Annotated in this window: 25 protein-coding genes; 14 read left to right on the top strand and 11 right to left on the bottom strand. The window is 42.3% G+C overall.

Translation table 11 applies throughout. From position 1 onward, the window contains the following. The 3 genes from IEV74_RS12125 to IEV74_RS12135 all read left to right on the top strand — a co-directional run. Positions 1-378, top strand: a 378-nt coding sequence (locus tag IEV74_RS12125) for a zinc ribbon domain-containing protein (RefSeq protein WP_188455644.1), incomplete at its 5' end; no start/stop codon positions are given. Between the two features lie 454 nt (positions 379-832). Next, complete coding sequence (locus tag IEV74_RS12130; RefSeq protein ID WP_188455645.1) at positions 833-1309, top strand: GNAT family N-acetyltransferase; 477 nt, start codon at positions 833-835, stop codon at positions 1307-1309. A 27-nt stretch (positions 1310-1336) separates the two neighbouring features. Continuing rightward, positions 1337-1891: a dihydrofolate reductase family protein gene (locus IEV74_RS12135; RefSeq protein WP_188455646.1), complete on the top strand. Its 555-nt coding sequence runs from the start codon at positions 1337-1339 to the stop codon at positions 1889-1891. Between the two features lie 154 nt (positions 1892-2045). On the opposite strand, the gene IEV74_RS12140 is transcribed toward IEV74_RS12135, so the two are convergent. Beyond that, complete coding sequence (locus IEV74_RS12140) at positions 2046-2273, bottom strand: C4-dicarboxylate ABC transporter (protein ID WP_188455647.1); 228 nt, start codon at positions 2271-2273, stop codon at positions 2046-2048. Between the two features lie 218 nt (positions 2274-2491). On the opposite strand from IEV74_RS12140, the gene IEV74_RS12145 reads away from it, so the two are divergent. Continuing rightward, positions 2492-3181, top strand: a complete 690-nt coding sequence (locus tag IEV74_RS12145) for a hypothetical protein (protein ID WP_188455648.1) — start codon at positions 2492-2494, stop codon at positions 3179-3181. A gap of 99 nt (positions 3182-3280) precedes the next feature. On the opposite strand, the gene IEV74_RS20085 is transcribed toward IEV74_RS12145, so the two are convergent. From IEV74_RS20085 to IEV74_RS12160, 4 genes are all read right to left on the bottom strand, one after another. Then, entirely contained in the window at positions 3281-3460 is a 180-nt protein-coding gene (locus IEV74_RS20085; protein WP_506016886.1) for a hypothetical protein, read from the bottom strand. Positions 3461-4313: 853 nt separating this feature from the next. Then, positions 4314-5210 carry a ClpXP adapter SpxH family protein gene (locus IEV74_RS12150; RefSeq protein WP_188455649.1) on the bottom strand — a complete coding sequence of 299 codons (897 nt, stop codon included), beginning with the start codon at positions 5208-5210 and terminating at the stop codon, positions 4314-4316. Between the two features lie 17 nt (positions 5211-5227). Beyond that, positions 5228-5608 carry a globin domain-containing protein gene (locus tag IEV74_RS12155; protein WP_188455650.1) on the bottom strand — a complete coding sequence of 127 codons (381 nt, stop codon included), beginning with the start codon at positions 5606-5608 and terminating at the stop codon, positions 5228-5230. Positions 5609-5679: 71 nt separating this feature from the next. Continuing rightward, positions 5680-6255 carry a CYTH domain-containing protein gene (locus tag IEV74_RS12160; protein ID WP_188455651.1) on the bottom strand — a complete coding sequence of 192 codons (576 nt, stop codon included), beginning with the start codon at positions 6253-6255 and terminating at the stop codon, positions 5680-5682. A 144-nt stretch (positions 6256-6399) separates the two neighbouring features. Between IEV74_RS12160 and yjbM the strand changes: the two genes are divergently transcribed. The 3 genes from yjbM to IEV74_RS12175 are packed head-to-tail and all read left to right on the top strand — an operon-like array spanning position 6400 to position 8772. Continuing rightward, positions 6400-7008 carry a GTP diphosphokinase gene (gene yjbM / locus IEV74_RS12165; protein ID WP_188455652.1) on the top strand — a complete coding sequence of 203 codons (609 nt, stop codon included), beginning with the start codon at positions 6400-6402 and terminating at the stop codon, positions 7006-7008. Positions 7009-7049: 41 nt separating this feature from the next. Further along, complete coding sequence (locus IEV74_RS12170) at positions 7050-7874, top strand: NAD kinase (protein WP_188455653.1); 825 nt, start codon at positions 7050-7052, stop codon at positions 7872-7874. A gap of 13 nt (positions 7875-7887) precedes the next feature. Next, positions 7888-8772 carry an RluA family pseudouridine synthase gene (locus tag IEV74_RS12175; RefSeq protein WP_229683162.1) on the top strand — a complete coding sequence of 295 codons (885 nt, stop codon included), beginning with the start codon at positions 7888-7890 and terminating at the stop codon, positions 8770-8772. Between the two features lie 6 nt (positions 8773-8778). Here the strand turns inward: IEV74_RS12175 and prpE are convergent, their stop codons facing one another. Together prpE and IEV74_RS12185 are read right to left on the bottom strand one after the other, a co-directional pair. Then, positions 8779-9519, bottom strand: a complete 741-nt coding sequence (gene prpE / locus IEV74_RS12180) for a bis(5'-nucleosyl)-tetraphosphatase PrpE (RefSeq protein WP_188455779.1) — start codon at positions 9517-9519, stop codon at positions 8779-8781. A 181-nt stretch (positions 9520-9700) separates the two neighbouring features. Then, positions 9701-10876, bottom strand: coding sequence for an FtsW/RodA/SpoVE family cell cycle protein (locus tag IEV74_RS12185; protein WP_188455654.1), 1176 nt, complete (start codon positions 10874-10876; stop codon positions 9701-9703). Positions 10877-11090: 214 nt separating this feature from the next. On the opposite strand from IEV74_RS12185, the gene mgtE reads away from it, so the two are divergent. From mgtE to IEV74_RS12200, 3 genes are all read left to right on the top strand, one after another. Continuing rightward, on the top strand, positions 11091-12449 hold the full coding sequence (gene mgtE / locus IEV74_RS12190) for a magnesium transporter (RefSeq protein ID WP_188455655.1): 1359 nt from the start codon (positions 11091-11093) through the stop codon (positions 12447-12449). Positions 12450-12813: 364 nt separating this feature from the next. After that, positions 12814-13698 carry a hypothetical protein gene (locus IEV74_RS12195; protein ID WP_229683163.1) on the top strand — a complete coding sequence of 295 codons (885 nt, stop codon included), beginning with the start codon at positions 12814-12816 and terminating at the stop codon, positions 13696-13698. A 3-nt stretch (positions 13699-13701) separates the two neighbouring features. Beyond that, on the top strand, positions 13702-14133 hold the full coding sequence (locus IEV74_RS12200) for a CotO family spore coat protein (protein WP_188455657.1): 432 nt from the start codon (positions 13702-13704) through the stop codon (positions 14131-14133). 63 nt (positions 14134-14196) lie between these two features. Here IEV74_RS12200 and IEV74_RS12205 read toward each other — a convergent pair whose 3' ends face one another. Continuing rightward, positions 14197-14736 carry a CotY/CotZ family spore coat protein gene (locus IEV74_RS12205; protein WP_188455658.1) on the bottom strand — a complete coding sequence of 180 codons (540 nt, stop codon included), beginning with the start codon at positions 14734-14736 and terminating at the stop codon, positions 14197-14199. A gap of 198 nt (positions 14737-14934) precedes the next feature. Here IEV74_RS12205 and IEV74_RS12210 point away from each other — a divergent pair, with 198 nt between their 5' ends. From IEV74_RS12210 to IEV74_RS12225, 4 genes are all read left to right on the top strand, one after another. Beyond that, positions 14935-15198: a hypothetical protein gene (locus IEV74_RS12210; protein ID WP_188455659.1), complete on the top strand. Its 264-nt coding sequence runs from the start codon at positions 14935-14937 to the stop codon at positions 15196-15198. A gap of 64 nt (positions 15199-15262) precedes the next feature. After that, positions 15263-15469, top strand: a complete 207-nt coding sequence (locus IEV74_RS12215; protein ID WP_188455660.1) for a hypothetical protein — start codon at positions 15263-15265, stop codon at positions 15467-15469. A gap of 97 nt (positions 15470-15566) precedes the next feature. Then, the gene (locus IEV74_RS12220; RefSeq protein WP_188455661.1) at positions 15567-15836 is read left to right on the top strand and encodes a hypothetical protein; all 270 of its coding nucleotides are present in this window, start codon (positions 15567-15569) and stop codon (positions 15834-15836) included. Positions 15837-15861: 25 nt separating this feature from the next. Then, the gene (locus IEV74_RS12225; protein WP_188455662.1) at positions 15862-16752 is read left to right on the top strand and encodes an MBL fold metallo-hydrolase; all 891 of its coding nucleotides are present in this window, start codon (positions 15862-15864) and stop codon (positions 16750-16752) included. Between the two features lie 58 nt (positions 16753-16810). Here IEV74_RS12225 and IEV74_RS12230 read toward each other — a convergent pair whose 3' ends face one another. The 3 genes from IEV74_RS12230 to IEV74_RS12240 all read right to left on the bottom strand — a co-directional run bounded on the left by IEV74_RS12230 (position 16811) and on the right by IEV74_RS12240 (position 18667). Continuing rightward, a complete protein-coding gene (locus IEV74_RS12230; RefSeq protein WP_188455663.1) occupies positions 16811-17497 on the bottom strand; it encodes a DUF421 domain-containing protein in 687 nt (228 codons plus the stop codon). 229 nt (positions 17498-17726) lie between these two features. Then, positions 17727-18152: a GNAT family N-acetyltransferase gene (locus IEV74_RS12235; protein ID WP_188455664.1), complete on the bottom strand. Its 426-nt coding sequence runs from the start codon at positions 18150-18152 to the stop codon at positions 17727-17729. Further along, a complete protein-coding gene (locus IEV74_RS12240) occupies positions 18149-18667 on the bottom strand; it encodes a YjcG family protein (RefSeq protein WP_188455665.1) in 519 nt (172 codons plus the stop codon). The genes IEV74_RS12235 and IEV74_RS12240 overlap by 4 nt, the downstream gene beginning before the upstream one ends. Between the last annotated feature and the right edge of the window lie 59 nt (positions 18668-18726).

Here is an 18726-nt window from a genome sequence, read left to right on the forward strand (position 1 = left end):
GGTTGGAAAGACCATTCAAATATGGGAAAAAGAAATAATCAAACGTTTACAACCATACCCCATCGACTTTTAGTTCAGATGATCACCTATAAGGTCGAACGTCATGGTATAAAAGTGATTATGACGGAAGAATCCTACACGTCACAAGCAAGTTTTCTGGATTATGATGACATTCCCGTTTATGGGGAGGAGAATAATAAATCATTTTCAGGGAAGCGTGTGAAGCGAGGATTATACCGTTCAAAGAATGGCACACACATGAATGCCGATGTAAATGGTGCTGCAAATATCATGAAAAAAGTATTCCGGGACGCATTTAAGGAATCTTTTGCCTGCACAGAAACCTTATTACATCCAATATCGGTCACACTAAAATAAACGTAATCCCAAAAGGCAAGACCAATGGGATAGCGGGGTTGGGTGTTTTTAGCACACCAATGTGTCAACTCCACTGGTGGTTAATCGTCATCTTGAGAGTCGATACCCCAGAAACCCCCACTTCAAATTTTGTAGAAATTAAGTGGCGGGAGTATTCATGAGAAAAAAGGTAACTATTAAATGAAATAAAAAGGAATCCGACTGAAAAAACGAGCACGGTGCTTTCATAAAGGCATCGTCTTTTTTTACTTTTATCCCAGATTTAGAGGTTGAAAATTGTAATTGAGCTATTAGACATGAAGATTGAAACGATGAACATCAATTTTTTAAAAAAGGTTCTGAATGTTATGTTATTATTAAATCGAAAGTATGAAAGTTAACGTAACAGCTGTTTAGAGAATAAGAATGGTGCAGGTAAAACAATTATTAAATTAGCTTATCGGAGGTGTGAAGAATGAATATTAAAATTAGGGAAGCGGAAATAAAAGACTTTCAGCAAATGCTTGAATTATATAATGAATTAGATAAAATCCATAGTCGGGAACATCCTGAATTATTCAAAGAACCTGAAGGCGATTCAAGACCGTTGGAGTATGTGCAAACTCTGATTGAGGATGAAAACGGATATTTAGCTGTTGCAGAATTAGATAACAAAATAATTGGTTTTGCAGAGTGCTTTATAATTGAATCAGGTGTATTTCCAATTGAAAGGGAAAGGCGCTGGATTCATTTAGATAATATTGCAGTAATGAAGGAATATCAGAATAAAGGAGTTGGCAAAACCCTGCTTAATTCGGTTATTCTTTGGGCGAAGGAAAGTAATGTCAGCAGAATCGAATTGAAAGTATATGATTTTAATCTGAGTGCGATAGAGTTTTATAAAGGGGCAGGTTTTAAAAATATCAGTTCAAGTATGTACCTGGAATGTTAGATAGTATTGGTGTAACGGAGGGATACGATGGGAAAAGTATATTTCGGTATGACTATATCACTAGATGGATTCGTTAATGACCGAAACGGAAACTTTGAAAAGCTCTTCGCAAGTTTTGAAACAAATGAGGAATTAGCATCAATGTTGCGAAATACCGGGGCCATAGTGATGGGGCGCAATAGCTTTGAAGCGGGTGGCGATGTTGATTCGTATGCTGACTCATACGAATTCCAGGTGCCATTGTTTGTGCTAACTAATAAACCACCAGTCAAGCATCCCAAGGAAAACGACAAATTAACCATTAGCTTTGTGACCGATGGAATTGAAAGTGCTATAAGGCGGGCAAGAGCTTCTGCCAAGGAAAAAGATATCGCAGTAATGGGTGCTAATGTCGGCCAGCAGCTGCTTAAATCTGGTCTTGTGGATGAACTGCAAATTACGATCGCGCCTATTTTGCTTGGCAGCGGTCTGCGGCTCTTTGACCACCTGAACGATCTTGAGATTGATCTGGAAAAAATACGAACGATTGAGACCAAACAGCAAGTAGAAATCTGGTATAAAGTAATCTATAATCAAAGCTAGACGTTTTTTATGCAAGAAGCAGATTACTTAATATGCATGAATTTGGAACGAAAAATTTTTAGACAGACATAGCAATAGGGTTCTTAGTGGGGACCTGAATTTAAAAATCAGCAAAAAAATGAACGTGTAAAAACACGCTCATTATAAAGTAAAGTTACAATAATGTCCCCGTTACGAACCAATGTACAAGTATACCAGCGACCCCAATTACAATTGAAAACCAACCCAATGTCTTTGCCTTGCTAAACGCAGTAACGATCCCAAGAATTATGGCAACAACACCTAACATTGGTGCAAAAAAGGAGATAACCCCTGCTACAATACCAATCCAACCCATCCATAAGGCAGAGGTATCATTATTTCTTTCGATTGCTTCAGCCATTTTTCCACCTCCCTTACTTATTTAGTATTTCCTTAAATATAAAAACTATTTTTATTGAATACGATTTTGGCTGCACTTGCTAAATTCAGCCTTTCTCAGTAAGAGGTTTTAGAACTTTAAAAAATAAATTTCTAGACGAATGAACCAAATTTGTGGAATTCGTACCCAAATAAAAACGGGGTGAATAAAATGGGCATTATGTGAAGGAGAGGATGAAAATGAATTATTTTAACAATAATCAATTGTTTGGGGAAGACCGTCAACAAGGCCCATGGTTTTGCTTTCCCATGGAAGAACAAGATGGAGCACAAGGGCAAGGCGGATTAGAAGGGCAAATCAATATGTCGGACGGCTCCCAGCAATCTGTAGTTTGCTATCCCGCACCGCAACAAGGCAGTGGTCAAAATCAAGGAGAACAATCTGGCAGTGAGGGACAACAGGGAGAGGGAGAAGGCCAAGGAGGAAATCAGGGACAGCAGGGAGGAGAACAAGGACAAGGTGGAATGCCATCGCTGCAGGACATACTCGGTCAAGGAGGAAATCAGGGACAACAAGGTGGAGAACAAGGACAGGGTGGAATGCCATCGCTGCAGGACATACTTGGTCAAGGGGGAAATCAGGGACAGCAGGGAGGAGAACAAGGACAGGGTGGAATGCCTTCGTTACAAGACATACTTGGTCAGGGAGGAAATCAAGGACAACAGCAAGGAGGTCAAGAGCAAGGTGGCGTGCCAATGTTTCCGGGCCCGTTCGGTGGTCAAGGGCAGCAGGGAGGAGGTCAACGCCAGGAAGTAATGCCAATGTATTATGGTACGTTTGTTCCAAGTGATAGCTCAGCACAGCGTGGCTACGTCTATCCTCAAGCATTCATGCCTTGTACGTGGGTGGTTGGATATAAATATTACTAGTGGCATAAAAAACTTAGGAAATAACTAGCTAAAAAAAGACCTCATGAAAGTTTTAAATTGATTTCATGAGGTTAATTTAATCTGGTTTTGTCCCGTCATTTATTGCCTCATTCCTCGGAAAACGCGCTTATGTGTAAACGTATAAATGGTTAAATAGAGAGAAATAAACAGCAATGGTAAGCTTATGAATAACGGAATTAATTGCATTAACCCAAGTATATTAAGAAAAAAAGCAACAATTGTCATTACCAGAAATAAAAATGGCAGAAGATCCTGCATAAAACCACTCCAATCATAAAGAAGTACTTAAGATCATTAAATTATATGAAAGCAAGGTACAAAATAGAAGTATTAGTGGATAAGTGTGACATTTTTGTGAAACTATGAGCAAACTTATTGAATAGTTACCATGGACTTGATATAGTAAGGATGTGGATGAGTTACCAAACAAAAACCCCTTTGTTTGACCATGAAACTTTCTCCCATCCCCCTTTGTTTAGAGCAAGGACATATAAGAGAAGGATATACGCTGCCCCGTATATCCTTCTTTACGTTTACAGGGTATTTACAATCGGCACTTTATTACATTTTCTTGAATGGGGGAGGATGATTGGGCGAGCAGCACTCGAGGTCGAGCGAGAAGCATTTGAGGTCGAGCGAGCAGCACGCAAGGTCGAGCGAGCAGCACGCAAGGTCGAGCGAGAAGCACCCAAGTCGAGCGAGAAGCACCCGGAGTCGAGCGAGCAGCACCCGGAGTCGAGCGAGAAGCACGCAAGGTCGAGCGAGAAGCACTCAAGGTCGAGCGAGCAGCAAGCAAGGTCGAGCGAGAAGCACCCGGAGTCGAGCGAGAAGCACGCAAGGTCGAGCGAGAAGCACCCAAGTCGAGCGAGAAGCACGCAAGGTCGAGCGAGCAGCACCCGGAGTCGAGCGAGAAGCACGCAAGGTCGAGCGAGCAGCACGCAAGGTCGAGCGAGAAGCACCCGGAGTCGAGCGAGCAGCACGCAAGGTCGAGCGAGCAGCACGCAAGGTCGAGCGAGAAGCACTCGAGGTCGAGCGAGCAACTTTCCAAGCCGAACGAACCCAGCACCCGCCAACCCAACTCAACAAAAAATACCCTCCATTCCAGAGGGCATCATCGTCCAATATATTTCCAAAACACGCCATACTTAACAGGAATCTTTTCTACGGTCTGTTTTAACTGTAATTTTTTCATTTCCTTTTCTGCTTTTGCAGTGGTCCAGTCATAGACAACTGCTATTTCTTTATTTCCAACGACTCCGTATCGTGCAATAAATTCTTCAAGTGGAGGTTTTTCTTCTGGTGTGGGATCCTTTTGAAGCATTTGCTGTAAAACGCGTACATATATCTCATAAGGATAGAGTCCGGAAATTTTAATGCCATGCTGTTCAATTTCCTGGTTGAAGAACACGATCGTTGGAATGTAGTCGACTTCCATTTCGTGCGTGAGTTTCACATCACATTGAAACGCCTTTTTAGCGGATGGCGAATATAAATCATCTGTGAATTCGCGTATATCCAGGTTTGCTTCCCTGGCGCATCGGATGAGAACATCTTCATCGGTTATGTTCTGCTTCATCAGGAAGAGGTTTTCCTGCAATTTGCGCAAAAAGACTTTGCCTGCTTTTTTACCCTGGAGTTCGGCAGCTTTTATAGCGAGTGATGCAATCCATGGGTGTGAGATCGGGTTTTCAATCCATAGATCCCCATCACAGCTCATGCCAGTACGGCTAGCTGTTTTTTCCCAAATATCTTTAAGCTTTTTCGGTTTGTCAAATATGTCTTTATTTAATGTATTTAAATGACCGCTGATAATCGGTCTGATTGTAAAATAATTTCCGTACTCAATCGAAAGCTTTCGTAAATATGGTTCTAATGACCAGCATTCAGGACATAGTGGATCAATGAAAACGTAAATCTCAATCGGTTTTTGCACATAATCATTAAAGCTATATTCCGCCGATGTGTTTGATTTGCTAGAGCTTGCTAGCCCAGTTTGATTCCAACTCACATCGATTCTCCTTTCTATTATTCCGGTGTATTCATCATATGGTGTGCAGTCATGGTTAATTTTTCAAATATAGCCGTCCGGTAAGGTTCCTCGATTTCAGCCTCTTCCAAGGCAGCTGCCATGCATTCCAGCCAAGCATCTTTCCGTGTTGGTGTAATTTCGAATGGTAAATGCCTGCGTCGCATCATCGGGTTTCCGCGCTCTTCGGAATATAACCTTGGTCCCCCGAAAAATTGGGTAAGGAACATTCGTTGTTTTCTGGCTGTCTCTGTTAAATCTTCCGGGAAAATAGGGATTAAATCGGGATGTTTCCCAACTCGTTTATAAAAAGCTGTTACTAATCGATCTATTGAATCAAAGCCACCAATAGCTTCAAACATTGTGCCAGGTACTGTCATATTCTTATTCTCTCCTACTACATTTGTATATATTGTAGCAACGTAATATTCATTTCGGCAATTAATCTGTTTTACCTAGACGCAAGTGATGCAAAAAATCGCTCAATTTTAGTAGGTGTATCCCTTTTATTTATATTATTTTTTGCCAAAAAGTTGTTCATAAAATTTTTGCCGATATCCTCAGTTGGTGCTTCTATTTCCAATTCGTAATCTGCCGCTTCATTGTACATACTATAATCAAGAACGAGCAGGACATTTTCATAATTTATTTCCCGGCGTACGGTTATTAGCTTACCGCAATAGACTATCTCAGTCATCGCAATATTCTTGTTCTGAAGCTGATTATTTATAGTATCCCGTTTAACGATTTTTCCATTTATCATTTCGTGTGCTTCCTCTTTGGATAGTGGTTCATGGGTCTCTAAAAGCCCGTTCGGATGCGGTTCTTTCAAGGTCAGTACAAACTTTCCATTTTTTTCACGGATCCGGAGTGCACATCCATGTTCTTTAAGGGAAAAATCGCTCGTTTCAAAGTAATAATTGGTTTGTTTAACCCCGCTCTCGGGAAATGGGTAGCGGTGCAAACATGCTTCAAATTCGTCTTTAGTTAGGATATTTTTATACTCAATTTCAATTTCCTGTGTCATTAATTGGAAACCTCCGTTTACTTCAAAAAGGATTCCTATTGATTATGGACAAATCTGGCCAAATATGCAAAAGTTATCTATTCTGATTGGATATGTTAAAATAGATAAGGCTATAGTCATAGATGAAATATAGGTGGTGGAAAGATGAATTGGGAAGCATTGCTTGCACCGTATTCACAAGTTGTTGAAGAATTAAAGGTAAAATTAAAAGGAATGCGTTCACAATTTGAATACGAATCAAGGCATTCACCAATCGAATTTATTACTGGAAGAGTTAAGCCGGTTACAAGTATTATCGAAAAAGCAAAACGAAAGCATACGCCATTGGACAAGATTGAGGAAACCATACAGGACATTGCCGGGGTACGTGTTGTTTGCCAGTTTGTTGATGATATTTACACAATCGTGAAAATGATCCGTTCACGAAATGATTTAACAATTATTGAGGAAAAAGATTACATTACCCATAAAAAAGACAGTGGCTATCGTTCGTATCATATGATTGTTCACTATCCCGTTGAAACGATCCATGGTGAGAAGATTGTCATGGCGGAGATTCAGATCCGTACACTGGCAATGAATTTTTGGGCAACGAATGAGCATTCACTAAATTATAAATACGAAGGCAGAATACCATCTGAGATAAAAGCGAGACTACAGCGTGCTGCAGAGGCGGCGTTCAAGCTGGATGAAGAAATGTCGAAAATAAAAAATGAAGTACAGGAAGCACAACGAATTTTTCATCGGAAGTAATTATACATAATTAATCCACGGCAACGAGGGGGATGGCTAACGTGAAATTTGCAATTGTATCTAAAGGTGATGAACGGTCAAATAAAATTAAAGCAACGATGAAGCAGTATTTAATTGATTTTAACCTGGAGTATTGTGAAAATGAACCAGATCTCGTCATATCAGTAGGCGGTGATGGAACATTTTTAGAGGCGTTTCATCGCTATGTACATCGGTTGAAACATACAGCATTTGTCGGGGTGCATACGGGTCATTTAGGCTTTTATGCCGATTGGATACCGGATGAAGTGGAGAAATTGATTATAGAAATTGCCAAAACACCGTATCAGGTTGTCGAATATCCATTGCTTGAAGTGACGATTCGGTCTAAAACAGGCGGCAAGGAAGACCGTTATCTGGCTCTGAATGAAGCGACCATAAAAACAGCGGATGGTTCGGTTGTATTTGACGTTGAAATTAAAGGGGAGCACTTTGAGACTTTCCGTGGTGATGGTCTTTGCTTATCGACACCGTCTGGCAGTACCGCCTATAATAAAGCACTCGGCGGAGGGATTATTCACCCATCGCTTGAGGCTGTCCAGCTGACCGAAATGGCCTCCATCAACAATCGTGTATTCCGGACAATTGGTTCACCGTTGATATTGCCCAAACACCATACCTGTTTGCTGAAGCCTATTGTGGATCGGAGCTTTTTGATTGCTGTGGACCATTTTACGGAAACCTATACGAATGTAAAATCGATTCAATGCCGTGTTGCTAAAGAGCGGGTCCGCTTTGCCAGGTTTAAACCATTCCCATTCTGGAACAGGGTCCGTGATTCCTTCGTTGCTGAGGAAAACAACACACGCAAAAAGGATTCCATATAGTAGGTGACGTGACGTGCAATGGACAATTAAGCAGGAACATGAGGGCATGCTGATACGTGACTATTTGCAGCAGGTACATGGTTTTTCCAGAAGGATTTTAAAGGCGGTGAAATTGGACGGGGGTGAAATTGCCGTTAACGGTGTACCACAGACAGTACGCTTTGTGTTAGCAGCTGATGATGTTCTCACGATTCAATTTCCGCCCGAAGATAAAGGAACGTTTATGGAACCAGAATCCATTCCGCTCTCCATCGTATACGAGGATGATGCTGTCATCGTCATTGATAAGCAAGCTGGTGCTGCGACGATCCCGTCCCGGCACCATGCAACTGGCACGATTGCGAACGGGCTGCTTGCTTATTATGCCAAACACAGTATTCCTTATACGATTCACATTGTGACCAGACTTGATCGCGACACGTCTGGTCTGTTATTGGTGGCAAAACACAGGTACAGCCACTCCATACTTGCTGCCTCCCAAAAGGCTGGGAAGGTGAAGCGTAAATACCGGGCAATCGTGGAAGGGCACCCCTTACAAAGAAATGGAACAATTGATGCTCCAATCGATCGGAAAGAAGGTTCGATCATTGAGCGTGCTGTGGTATCTTCTGGGAAGCGGGCGGTTACGCATTATGAGGTGGTGGATGAATCTCCAAGTCACACAATGGTAAACGTTCAATTAGAAACAGGAAGGACCCACCAAATTCGTGTACATTTCGCACATCTCGGTCATCCGCTCGCAGGAGACGATTTATATGGTGGGAGTGTTACAAGGATAAGCAGGCAGGCTCTGCATTGCTGTGAACTCACCTTTATGCATCCTATTACAAAGGAAATCGTGCATTTTCAGTCAGCGGTTCCGGATGATATGCGGTTTCTGTCACATTGGCAGCCATAATACACTTTAGGCAAAATGGGTAAATTTTTCCCTGATAAAAGGCAGCTTCGATGGCACGGAAACGGTTTGTTCTTCAGGTAGGCGGAATGCGGTCAATGCCTTGCCAAAGACACAGCCTGTATCAATGTTAACGGTCTTGTTCACGATGCGCGGTTCAAGGACGGGTGTATGCCCGTAAACAATCCAGCGAGATCCGTGGTAATGTTTCGCCCAATCACCGCGGATAGGACGGCCATCTTTATCGAATTTGCCTGAAACATCCCCATAAAGTACGAATGACTTTACTTTTTTATCCAATCGGCCAATCAGCGATTCTTTGATACCGGCATGTGCGACAATCGCATTTACTTCAGGAATCTCTAAATAGAGCGGGGCAGCTTCATACAGTTTCATGAATTGGTGTCTAATCAATTCCTGCTCGGATGCGCCCAATGCCTTATATTCAGCAACCGTTGTCTCCAGTCCGTGTTTGTGCTGGACTTTGTTTCCTAAAAAATAACGATACAGCTTGTTGCAATGGTTTCCTGGAACATACCGTGCCTTGCCTTGTTCGAGAACCATTTCTGAAACAAGCTTGATGACGCCAACCGACTGTGGACCTCTATCCGTAATATCCCCAAGGAAAACAGGAAGTCTGCCATCTGGATGGATAAAGCTATTCTTTTCTTTTTGATAGCCTAGTTTGTAAAAGAGTTCGTGCAATTCCTCAAGACAACCGTGTATATCGCCGATCACGTCTATTTTCATCGTAGGGTTCACACCTTGTTTTTGGATTATTTTTCCCTTGCCTAGTAAAATTATGATAGATGTAAGAAGAACTCCGTGACTGCAGAATGCGCACACGGAGTTTTTTTAAAATAAGTAAAGGAAGTATAAAATAACGGGCGCTTCTCGCTTTTGTTCAATGGGAGCCTGCCCCTAAAACTTTCTATTCAAACATATATTTTTTCGTCCGGGAATGAACATTTAACACAATTCCAATTGCAAGCAAATAGGTTAGTGTCGAGCTTCCCCCATAGCTTAAAAATGGAAGCGGAAGTCCGGTGATTGGCAATAGCTGAATGGACATCCCGATGTTTTGGAAAATTTGATACGCGAACATCCCAATTAACCCCGTAACAAGATAACTGCCATATTTATCATTACTTAATAATGCGATATGGATTAAACGATAGATTAATAAGAAAAACAATGTTACAACGAAACTTGCTCCGATGAAACCAAATTGCTCTGATATTGCTGTGAAAATCATGTCGGTGTGACGTTCTGGTATATAAACTTGCATGTCACCGATACCTTTTCCGAACAATTGCCCCGATCCAATTGCAAGCATCGCACGTATCAGCTGGAAGCCGGCGTCAGAATTCTGTTCGGGATTTAACCAGCCATAGAAACGACTGGATACGTGTTGAAAGACGGACTCCTCAAGAAAGTCTGCAATCGGTCCGGGAAACAGATACCACAATGCAATTAATCCTCCAACAAAGAGAAGACCAATGAGCAATCCGGAAAAAATAATGCGCCATTTAATCCCTGAAACAAGAATTAAGCTTCCCGTAATTGCTGCAATAACTAAAAACCCACCTAAATCTGGCTGTACAGCAATTAATCCCATTGGAGGCAAAGAAACGGCTGCTATTTTTAGCAATAGCATTAAATCACTTTTGATTGTACGCATGTTATATTTTTCATTATGCATGACCAAAATATGGGCAATTGTCAAAACAAGTATAACCTTCATGAATTCTGCTGGTTGAATTGTTCCAAGACCGGGAAATTTAAACCAGCTGACTGCACCGTTTGATTCATGGACAATTGCTGCCGGAAAACGAAAATAAAGCATGAGCAGTGACGTAATTCCTATTCCATATAAAATCCAGGTGATCTGACGGAATCGATCGTAATCAATCAGCATGGTCACTAAAATGATAATGGCCCCGCCAATGTACCATAATGTTTGTTTTAATAAAAAATGTGAACCATCATATTTTGGAGGTAGAGTGGGTTCAATTGTATGCAGTGCAAATAAACTAACGCACCCCAACAGGAGTACGATAGAAATTAATGTATAATCTAAATTCCATTTATTTGTTTGATTGCTCATAAAATTTCCTTGCTTTCTGTATAATCTAGTTTGCTAAAAGAAAAAAACTCTAATCTCAAGTTTACACGAAATACGATATTTTTTTAAGTGTTCATTGCGTTATTTTTAAATTTTGTTTTCAGCAGGGTTTCAACGCTTTTGAAAAAAGGAAAATAGAAGCTGTTAGTGCACATAGGATTTTATGATAAACTGTTGTACGAGAGGAAGTGTGCATATGGAAAATACGAATGAACAAATTGAACATTTAGTTGTAATCAAAACAGCCTTGCTAAACGAAAACATCGATGAATTTCGCACCGAATTTTTGAGTTTGCATCCATATGATCAAGCACAGTTCTTTATGGAACAATCACAGGAATTACGCTTACAGATATATGCATTTCTATCACCTGAAGAAACTGCGGAAATTATGGAAAACATTGAATTGGAAGATACAGAACCTTTTTTCTCGGAAATGGATCCACGGTTCGCTGCGATGGTTTTTGCGGAGATGGCAACGGATGATGCGGTAGATATTTTAAATGAGTTAGAGAAGGATAAGGTCGCAAGCTTTTTGACCATTATGAACAACGAAGCGGCTGATGAGATCAAGCAATTATTGCATTATGAGGAGAAAACTGCCGGAAGTATCATGACCACTGAGTTTGTCGCATTGTACAAAACATTTACAGTTAAACAAGCGATGCAGCATTTGAAAACAGAGGCACCAGACGCGGAGACAATTTATTATTTGTATGTAATCGACGAAGATAAGCGACTTGTAGGGGTGCTTTCGTTGCGGGATTTAATTATTGCCGCTGAACATACACTGATCGAAGAAGTGATGGGTGAGAAAATTGTTTCCGTATCGGTGGCACTGGACCAGGAAGAGGTTGCCCAAATGATGCGAGACTACGATTTCTTAGCAGTGCCGGTTGTTGATTTCCAGGATCATTTGCTGGGGATTATTACAGTCGATGATATTTTAGATGTTATGGAAGAAGAAGCGGATGACGATTACTCCAAATTCGCGGCGGTGTCTGATGTTGGCAGACCTGATGAAAATGCCTTTATTTCGGCAAAAAAACGGCTGCCATGGTTAATTATTTTATTATTTTTAGGCATGTTAACGGCAAGTCTGATAGGCAGATTTGAAAAAACACTTGATCAGGTTGCGGTATTGGCAATATTTATTCCATTGATTGCCGGGATGGCTGGCAATACAGGAACACAGGCTTTAGCGGTTGCTGTTCGCGGTCTGGCAACAGGGGATTACGGAAAACAAGGGAAGGCAAAACTCATTTTGCGTGAAGCGGGTACAGGACTCATAACCGGGACCGTGTGCGGGATTGTCATTACAGTCGTGATTTATTTATGGAAAGGCGAGATTTTCTTAGGGTTATTAGTCGGGCTCTCGATTATGGCTACACTAATCGTTGCAACCCTGGCAGGATCACTCGTGCCTATCATCATGGACCGGTTAAAAATTGATCCAGCTGTCGCATCCGGACCATTTATTACGACAATTAACGATATTATTTCTATTTTAATTTATTTTGGCATGGCAACAGCGTTTATGAATTTGCTGATATGAATTGGAGAGCAGCTCTTTGTGGAGGTGCTCTTTTTTGTTGATATGGGGGATTGGCTGGCAGGGGGAATCAACCCGAAGTGAAGTAGCATCAACACCAGCCGTAGAACATCAACCGGGGCGGAGGGAGCATCAACCGGTGTCGTGGAACATCAACCCGAAAGCCGGAACATCAACCTGAAGCTGCGGGACATCAACCCGAAAACCGGAACATCAACCCCAGAGCCGGAACATCAACCCCAGAGCCGGAACATCAACCCCAGAGCCAGCACATCAACCCGAAAGCCGGCACATCAACCCGAAAGCCAGCACATCAACCCAAAGCTGCGGGACATCAACCCCAGAGCTAGGACATCAACCCGAAGCCGTGGAACATCAACCCGAAGTCGTGGAACATCAACCCGAAAGCCAGCACATCAACCCGAAGCCGCGGGACATCAACCCCAGAGCTAAGACATCAACCCGAAGTCGCGGAACATCAACCCGAAAGCCAGCACATCAACCCGAAGTCGCGGAACATCAACCCGAAAGCCAGCACATCAACCCGAAGTCGCGGAACATCAACCCCAGAGCCAGCACATCAACCCGAAGTCGTGGAACATCAAACCAAGAGCCAGCACATCAACCCGAAAGCCGGAACATCAACCCGAAGTCGTGGAACATCAACCCCAGAGCCAGCACATCAACCCGAAGTTGTGGAACATCAACCCGAATCCGCGGAACATCAACCCCAGAGCAAGCAAATCAACCCGAAGCCGCGGGACATCAACCCCAGAGCCAGCACATCAACCCGAAGCCGCGGGACATCAACCCGAAAGCCGGAACATCAACCCGAAAGCCGGAACATCAACCCGAAGCCGCGGAACATCAACCCGAAAGCCAGCACATCAACCCGAAGTCGCGGGACATCAACCCGAAAGCCGGAACATCAACCCGAAAGCCGGAACATCAACCCGAAAGCCAGCACATCAACCCGAAGCCGCGGAACATCAACCCGAAGCCGCGGGACATCAACCCGAAAGCCGGAACATCAACCCGAAGCCGCGGAACATCAACCCGAAAGCCAGCACATCAACCCGAAGCCGCGGGACATCAACCCCAGAGCCAGCACATCAACCCGTGCACCGGAAATATTCGCCTAAAGTTAGTTAGCACAACAAACCAGCTCTACACAACCCATCAAACCAAAACACATTTCCCAATCTGGGTTCATATAATGGTTTTGATGAAATGTTTAAAAAGGAGAGGTTAAGCGATGGCTGAAAAGAAATTGGCTAGATCCCCATTGTTGTATATTCACCAACCAACTGTTGATATACCAGAGGCAAACATGCAGTATGACTACATGACACCGAGGTCTGCTTCAGCGGATACGGATACGGAAGTTAATGAAATTCAGATAGAAAATGAACTGCTGGATGAGGCAGAAGACAGTGACGATGAGGAAGATAAGAAAGCGTCAAAACGCGCTAGATTCAAGGAAATGACGATTGCTGAGAAAATTGATTATTTTATCAACATGCCGAGCAGTTTGCCGAAAATGAAATGTGAAGTGAAAACGGATGAAAGGTCTTATCGCGGCATTATTATTGAGAAAAAAGAGGAAGACATTTTCATGCTGTCAGGCAGGCGCCGTGTGAAAATTGCTGTTGAGGAAATCGAGGCGATTCGCTTATTGGGATTCTAACAACAAAATAAAAAAACATTGAAAAAGAGGACATTTGCCCTCTTTTTTTCAATGTTCTGGGTGTTATTGTGCTTGGATTGCTGGTAAGCATGTTACGTGACAGAAGCAGTCTAGATCAACACTGATGCAGATTCCAGTAGTACGTAATTGGCAAGTTTTTTGTTTAGTTGGATCTTCTGGATTCTTATCCTTGTCATCGCCATCCCTTAGAAGTTCAAGTACTGCGCAGCAATCGTTGTCTACGCGTTTTACACGGAAGAAGAAGCTTCCTACAACTGCACCAAAGTCGCAGCGTTCGCGGTCACGATCGCCGCCCCTGTCGCCACCTCTGTCTCCTCCGTGGCCCTGACCATGACCATGTTGGTTTCTTGGATCTTCAAAGGCTCCGAATCCTTCAAAAGGTTTGCATCCATCTTTACAGTATAATAGAACTGGCACCGTGTCTAATCGATTGCCGTTGTCTCTGTCACCAAGTAAATCATTAATGGATCTCTCACAACTTGTGTCACAGCAATTTTCAACAACATCACTTTGTACGTCTGCTATTTCTTTAAGAATATCGCATACACAGTTACCCGTATCGAAGTTTTTTCCACAACCCATGAATTATTACTCCTTCCCAAAAATTATTGACCTATTGTCTCTAATAGAATATGTGTCTTTGTCTAGTTGGTGTGGGCATTTATCAGAAATAAGTTGAGTTATTAAAAATACACTGGATAGGGGCATCCGTCTATACCCATGGGGAGGAGTCTACATAGACTAATAGCGACCAAGTTCTAAAGAGGGAGTGAAACAGGGATGTCCGAGGATAGGAGAAAGGTAATTCATGTAAGGGATTTAGTCATAAAAGCTGACAATGTTTTCATACAGCCAAGACGTTCGCATCGTGACCCGTTTTTCGGTGGCAGACGGGATGAACGAGAAGAGCACGATGAACGAGGTGAACAGGAACATCACGATCATATGGAAGATGATTATGAATCACCAGACCGGGACCATCATCACGACCGAGACCACGATGATGACGACAGGGGTGAAAGAAGGCCATTTTCGTGGATCTAATTTTACATGATAATCAGGCAGCTAATTACTAGCTGCCTTTTCTAATAAAAGGAGTTTTTACAAAATGAAAAGGAAACCAGACATACCATGGTTAAAGCATTTAAGGGATATTGAAAAGCATTTGGAGATAAATGAGAAATGGTTTCAATATCCGGAGAAAAAAATGCACAAAGTCGAGAATGACATGACGAAATGGAACACGGACTTTCTTAAGGGGATCGACCAAATTGAAAAGGCAATCAAGGAATTGGAAAAAAAGATGGAAGAATAAGCATATCCATAGAGAAAAGAGGGTATTGCTAACGAAAAGGACACAAACCTTTTAACCTTTACGAATAAATATAGTATATAAAAGGAGGCGGTTATTCATGGGATATGTTTTGCCAATTCAGCCTTACCAATACAATGATTATCAGAATCGGGTAATGAAGGATAAACAGGACCCATTTTACATTGAAAAACCGTATAAAATTATTTTTGATGCCAAACATCGAGATATTCTCCAAAGCAATAGTGAACAGGAAATTGCCCAACCTAGTGATAAGCCTCAACAGGTATTTCAACCCAAAAAATCCCAAGTCGATAAAATTTATGCCACGATAACTGGCAAGGGAAGGCATTTTAGTGAAAGTATTTAGAAATGGACTAAGGGAGTAGAATGATATGAAGTTAGCGTTGCTGAACGATACATGTTATTACTTTGATGCAGCTGTGAATATTGGGTATGTTCATCACGGGAATCATGGCATGTTAATTGATGCAGGAATTGATGATTCTGTCATGAGGAAAGTCCTGAAGCAGCTTGAAGCCGGGAATTTACCGATTACCCATTTATTTATCACCCATGCACATGCCGACCATTATGGTGGGGCTAATTTTTTGCAAAAAAGACATGACGTATATACCATTGCCCCAGTCGGTGAAGAAGCGATTTTACGTAATCCCATTATTGAGCCGATCTATCTCTTTGGCGGAAACGACCCACTTCCTGAATTGCACAATAAATTCCTTAAAGGCAAGCCAATCCGTGTTGATCAAGTGATTGACGACGGGGAATACAGGATTGGCAACTTTACATTCACAGCACATTACCTGCCTGGCCACAGTTTTCATCAATTAGGTATCCAAATTGATAACATTTTGTTTGCAGGTGACAGTTACTTTAGCGATGAGCAATTACATAAGCATAAAATTCCCTATATAACGGATGCCGATGCAACGATTGAGAGCCTAAACAGACTATTGAAAATAGAATGTGCTGGTGCTGTTCCCGGGCATGGAGTGTTTGAAGCAGATTTTAGGGAAACGGTGCTGAAGAATATTGCATATCATGAGGAATTGCTGACATGGGTCATGGACAAGGTGAAAACGAATGCTGCTGGTATTTCGCATGAAACCATTGTTGCAGACATGTGTGAACAATATCAGGTGACAAATCCATCCTTATCCCAATGGCTGCTGTACCGAACAGCAGTGACGGCGTATCTGGTCGGATTGCTGAAGCGTGAGAAAATTTCAAGTGGGATAGAAGCGGGGAAGTGGATGTTCAGGTAGAGGGTGTGTGGAGCTTACTTGTAAAATACGAGCGGTGCTTAAGGCATCACTCGTATTTTTACTTTTTATCAAACGGGAGGACAAATAGACTTTGACCTTTAGACCATTCTGCATAAAACACGTCACTAACGGTGCCGATGTTTTGGGCCCTTAACTGGTTCCGCAGCCAGGTTTCATCCAGTTTTGCTTCCTTCAGATTGTCCCATAAAACCTCACCATCGTTAATAATGGTGATGGCGAGTGACTCGGTTCCGAAAGAGATGTTCATATCTGACTTTGTTGGTGGCTGATATGCCGGCTTTTTTAGAACAGATACAGTTCCATCCGTTTCTAAAATGGCATATGCAACTTCCTGAATAGAAAATGCGTCCTTTGCACGTAACAAATGCTGGAGCTGATTGATATCGAGCTTATTCTTTTTCATTTCTTCGCGTATTAATTTACCGTCATGAATAATAATCGATGGCCTGCCCTCCAGGAAAGCGCGTGACCCTTTGAATTTCTGTGTAATCAATTCTGTGAAATAAAGAATGACACCACCAACCAAAACGGCAAAGGCAATATCAAGTAGATCTGCCTTCGCATCGAATATCGCATTCCCAACGAGCTCCCCCAAAATTAAGGCAGCAATGAAATCGAATGCCGTCAATTGCGTTATTTGCGTCTTTCCCAATACTTTTGTCAATACGAATAAAGCCGCAAAGCCAAATAAAATCTCTATAAAAATCGTAGGCAAATCTCCCATAAACCAAAACCCCTTCTAGCGGGACATGGGGTCAGTCCCTCTGTCCCGGGACGAGGGGTCAGTCCCCGTGTCCCGTTCGTTGTCCCATTTAGCATATGCGTTAATTTGGAAAGAATACATGTTGATGCGGGACGAGGGGTCAGTGAACTGTGCGGGACGAGGGGTCAGACCCCATGTCCCGCTCACTACGCAAAAACGGCAGTCCGCTGACTAGCAACGAACTGCCGTTTTATGTTAGTTTTTTGATCATGGTTACGTGCGGGATTCCTGCGTCAAGGAACTCGCCGGAAACTGTTTCGTACCCTAGCCGTTTATAAAAGTTCTCGGCATGTGTTTGGGCGTTTAATTTTGCTTTTGTATAGCCGTTATGAAGTATCTCCGCTTCCATTGCCTGAATAAGCTGTGCACCGTGGGACTTGCCGCGTTCTTCCTTTAGAACACAGATGCGTTCCAATTTCCCATATTCATCAACGAAACGCAACCGGCTCGCAGCAATTGGTGTTTCGCCCTGATAGCAGATAAAATGAATGGCCGTTTCATCGTGATGATCGAGCTCCTCTTCTGGCGGGACCTTTTGTTCTTCAACGAAAACAACGGTCCTTACGTGAAAGGCAAGCTCTTTTTCTTGGGGTGTTTCTGCTAATTTTATATTCACACGTATTCCTTCCCAAATACAAATGTTTCATATACGGTCCACGAACCATTTTCAAGCTGGTACAGCAATTGGAAACGATCGACGGTATCCTCGTACTGTGTATCCTTCATTTTCAGGCTGCCAAAAACATCGGAGTATTCATCATGTGAAAGCTTTTGCGCAAGTGTAATATGCGGAACAAAGGAGAATTCCTGATTGTTCGAAAATTTACCCTGCTGCATCTTTTCATGCAAATCAATCAGCTGCTGAATTGCCTCCACTTTTAAATAAATCGTGTTGGTAACCGGGGCAAACGTACTGACTTTGTTCACATTGATTTTAAACGGTTCAAATTCGTTTGCAATAAGCTTCAGCTCTGTAACCATTTCCTGAATTTGATCGTTGTCTGCTTCAAACGCATCTTTTAATGTGATGTGTGGTGGAATGAGTGCATAGTGTGGATCGTAACGCTTTCTATATGAGTTTACTTCGTCTTGGACAGGCTTTGATGGGAAAATAACAATACCATATTTCATCGTAAAACCTCCTATTCATATTTTTAACCATAACTACGATGATGTAAAAAAAATTTTTG

Source organism: Virgibacillus oceani (assembly GCF_014638995.1).
GTDB classification, from domain to species: Bacteria; Bacillota; Bacilli; order Bacillales; family Amphibacillaceae; genus Virgibacillus_E; species Virgibacillus_E oceani.

Coding starts and splice junctions, on each gene's coding strand:
- IEV74_RS12130 (WP_188455645.1), top strand. CDS start 833: ATGAATATTAAAATTAGGGAAGCGGAAATAAAAGACTTTCAGCAAATG.
- IEV74_RS12135 (WP_188455646.1), top strand. CDS start 1,337: ATGGGAAAAGTATATTTCGGTATGACTATATCACTAGATGGATTCGTT.
- IEV74_RS12140 (WP_188455647.1), bottom strand. CDS start 2,273: ATGGCTGAAGCAATCGAAAGAAATAATGATACCTCTGCCTTATGGATG.
- IEV74_RS12145 (WP_188455648.1), top strand. CDS start 2,492: ATGAATTATTTTAACAATAATCAATTGTTTGGGGAAGACCGTCAACAA.
- IEV74_RS20085 (WP_506016886.1), bottom strand. CDS start 3,460: ATGCAGGATCTTCTGCCATTTTTATTTCTGGTAATGACAATTGTTGCT.
- IEV74_RS12155 (WP_188455650.1), bottom strand. CDS start 5,608: ATGACAGTACCTGGCACAATGTTTGAAGCTATTGGTGGCTTTGATTCA.
- IEV74_RS12160 (WP_188455651.1), bottom strand. CDS start 6,255: ATGACACAGGAAATTGAAATTGAGTATAAAAATATCCTAACTAAAGAC.
- yjbM (WP_188455652.1), top strand. CDS start 6,400: ATGAATTGGGAAGCATTGCTTGCACCGTATTCACAAGTTGTTGAAGAA.
- prpE (WP_188455779.1), bottom strand. CDS start 9,519: ATGAAAATAGACGTGATCGGCGATATACACGGTTGTCTTGAGGAATTG.
- IEV74_RS12185 (WP_188455654.1), bottom strand. CDS start 10,876: ATGAGCAATCAAACAAATAAATGGAATTTAGATTATACATTAATTTCT.
- mgtE (WP_188455655.1), top strand. CDS start 11,091: ATGGAAAATACGAATGAACAAATTGAACATTTAGTTGTAATCAAAACA.
- IEV74_RS12200 (WP_188455657.1), top strand. CDS start 13,702: ATGGCTGAAAAGAAATTGGCTAGATCCCCATTGTTGTATATTCACCAA.
- IEV74_RS12205 (WP_188455658.1), bottom strand. CDS start 14,736: ATGGGTTGTGGAAAAAACTTCGATACGGGTAACTGTGTATGCGATATT.
- IEV74_RS12210 (WP_188455659.1), top strand. CDS start 14,935: ATGTCCGAGGATAGGAGAAAGGTAATTCATGTAAGGGATTTAGTCATA.
- IEV74_RS12215 (WP_188455660.1), top strand. CDS start 15,263: ATGAAAAGGAAACCAGACATACCATGGTTAAAGCATTTAAGGGATATT.
- IEV74_RS12220 (WP_188455661.1), top strand. CDS start 15,567: ATGGGATATGTTTTGCCAATTCAGCCTTACCAATACAATGATTATCAG.
- IEV74_RS12225 (WP_188455662.1), top strand. CDS start 15,862: ATGAAGTTAGCGTTGCTGAACGATACATGTTATTACTTTGATGCAGCT.
- IEV74_RS12230 (WP_188455663.1), bottom strand. CDS start 17,497: ATGGGAGATTTGCCTACGATTTTTATAGAGATTTTATTTGGCTTTGCG.
- IEV74_RS12240 (WP_188455665.1), bottom strand. CDS start 18,667: ATGAAATATGGTATTGTTATTTTCCCATCAAAGCCTGTCCAAGACGAA.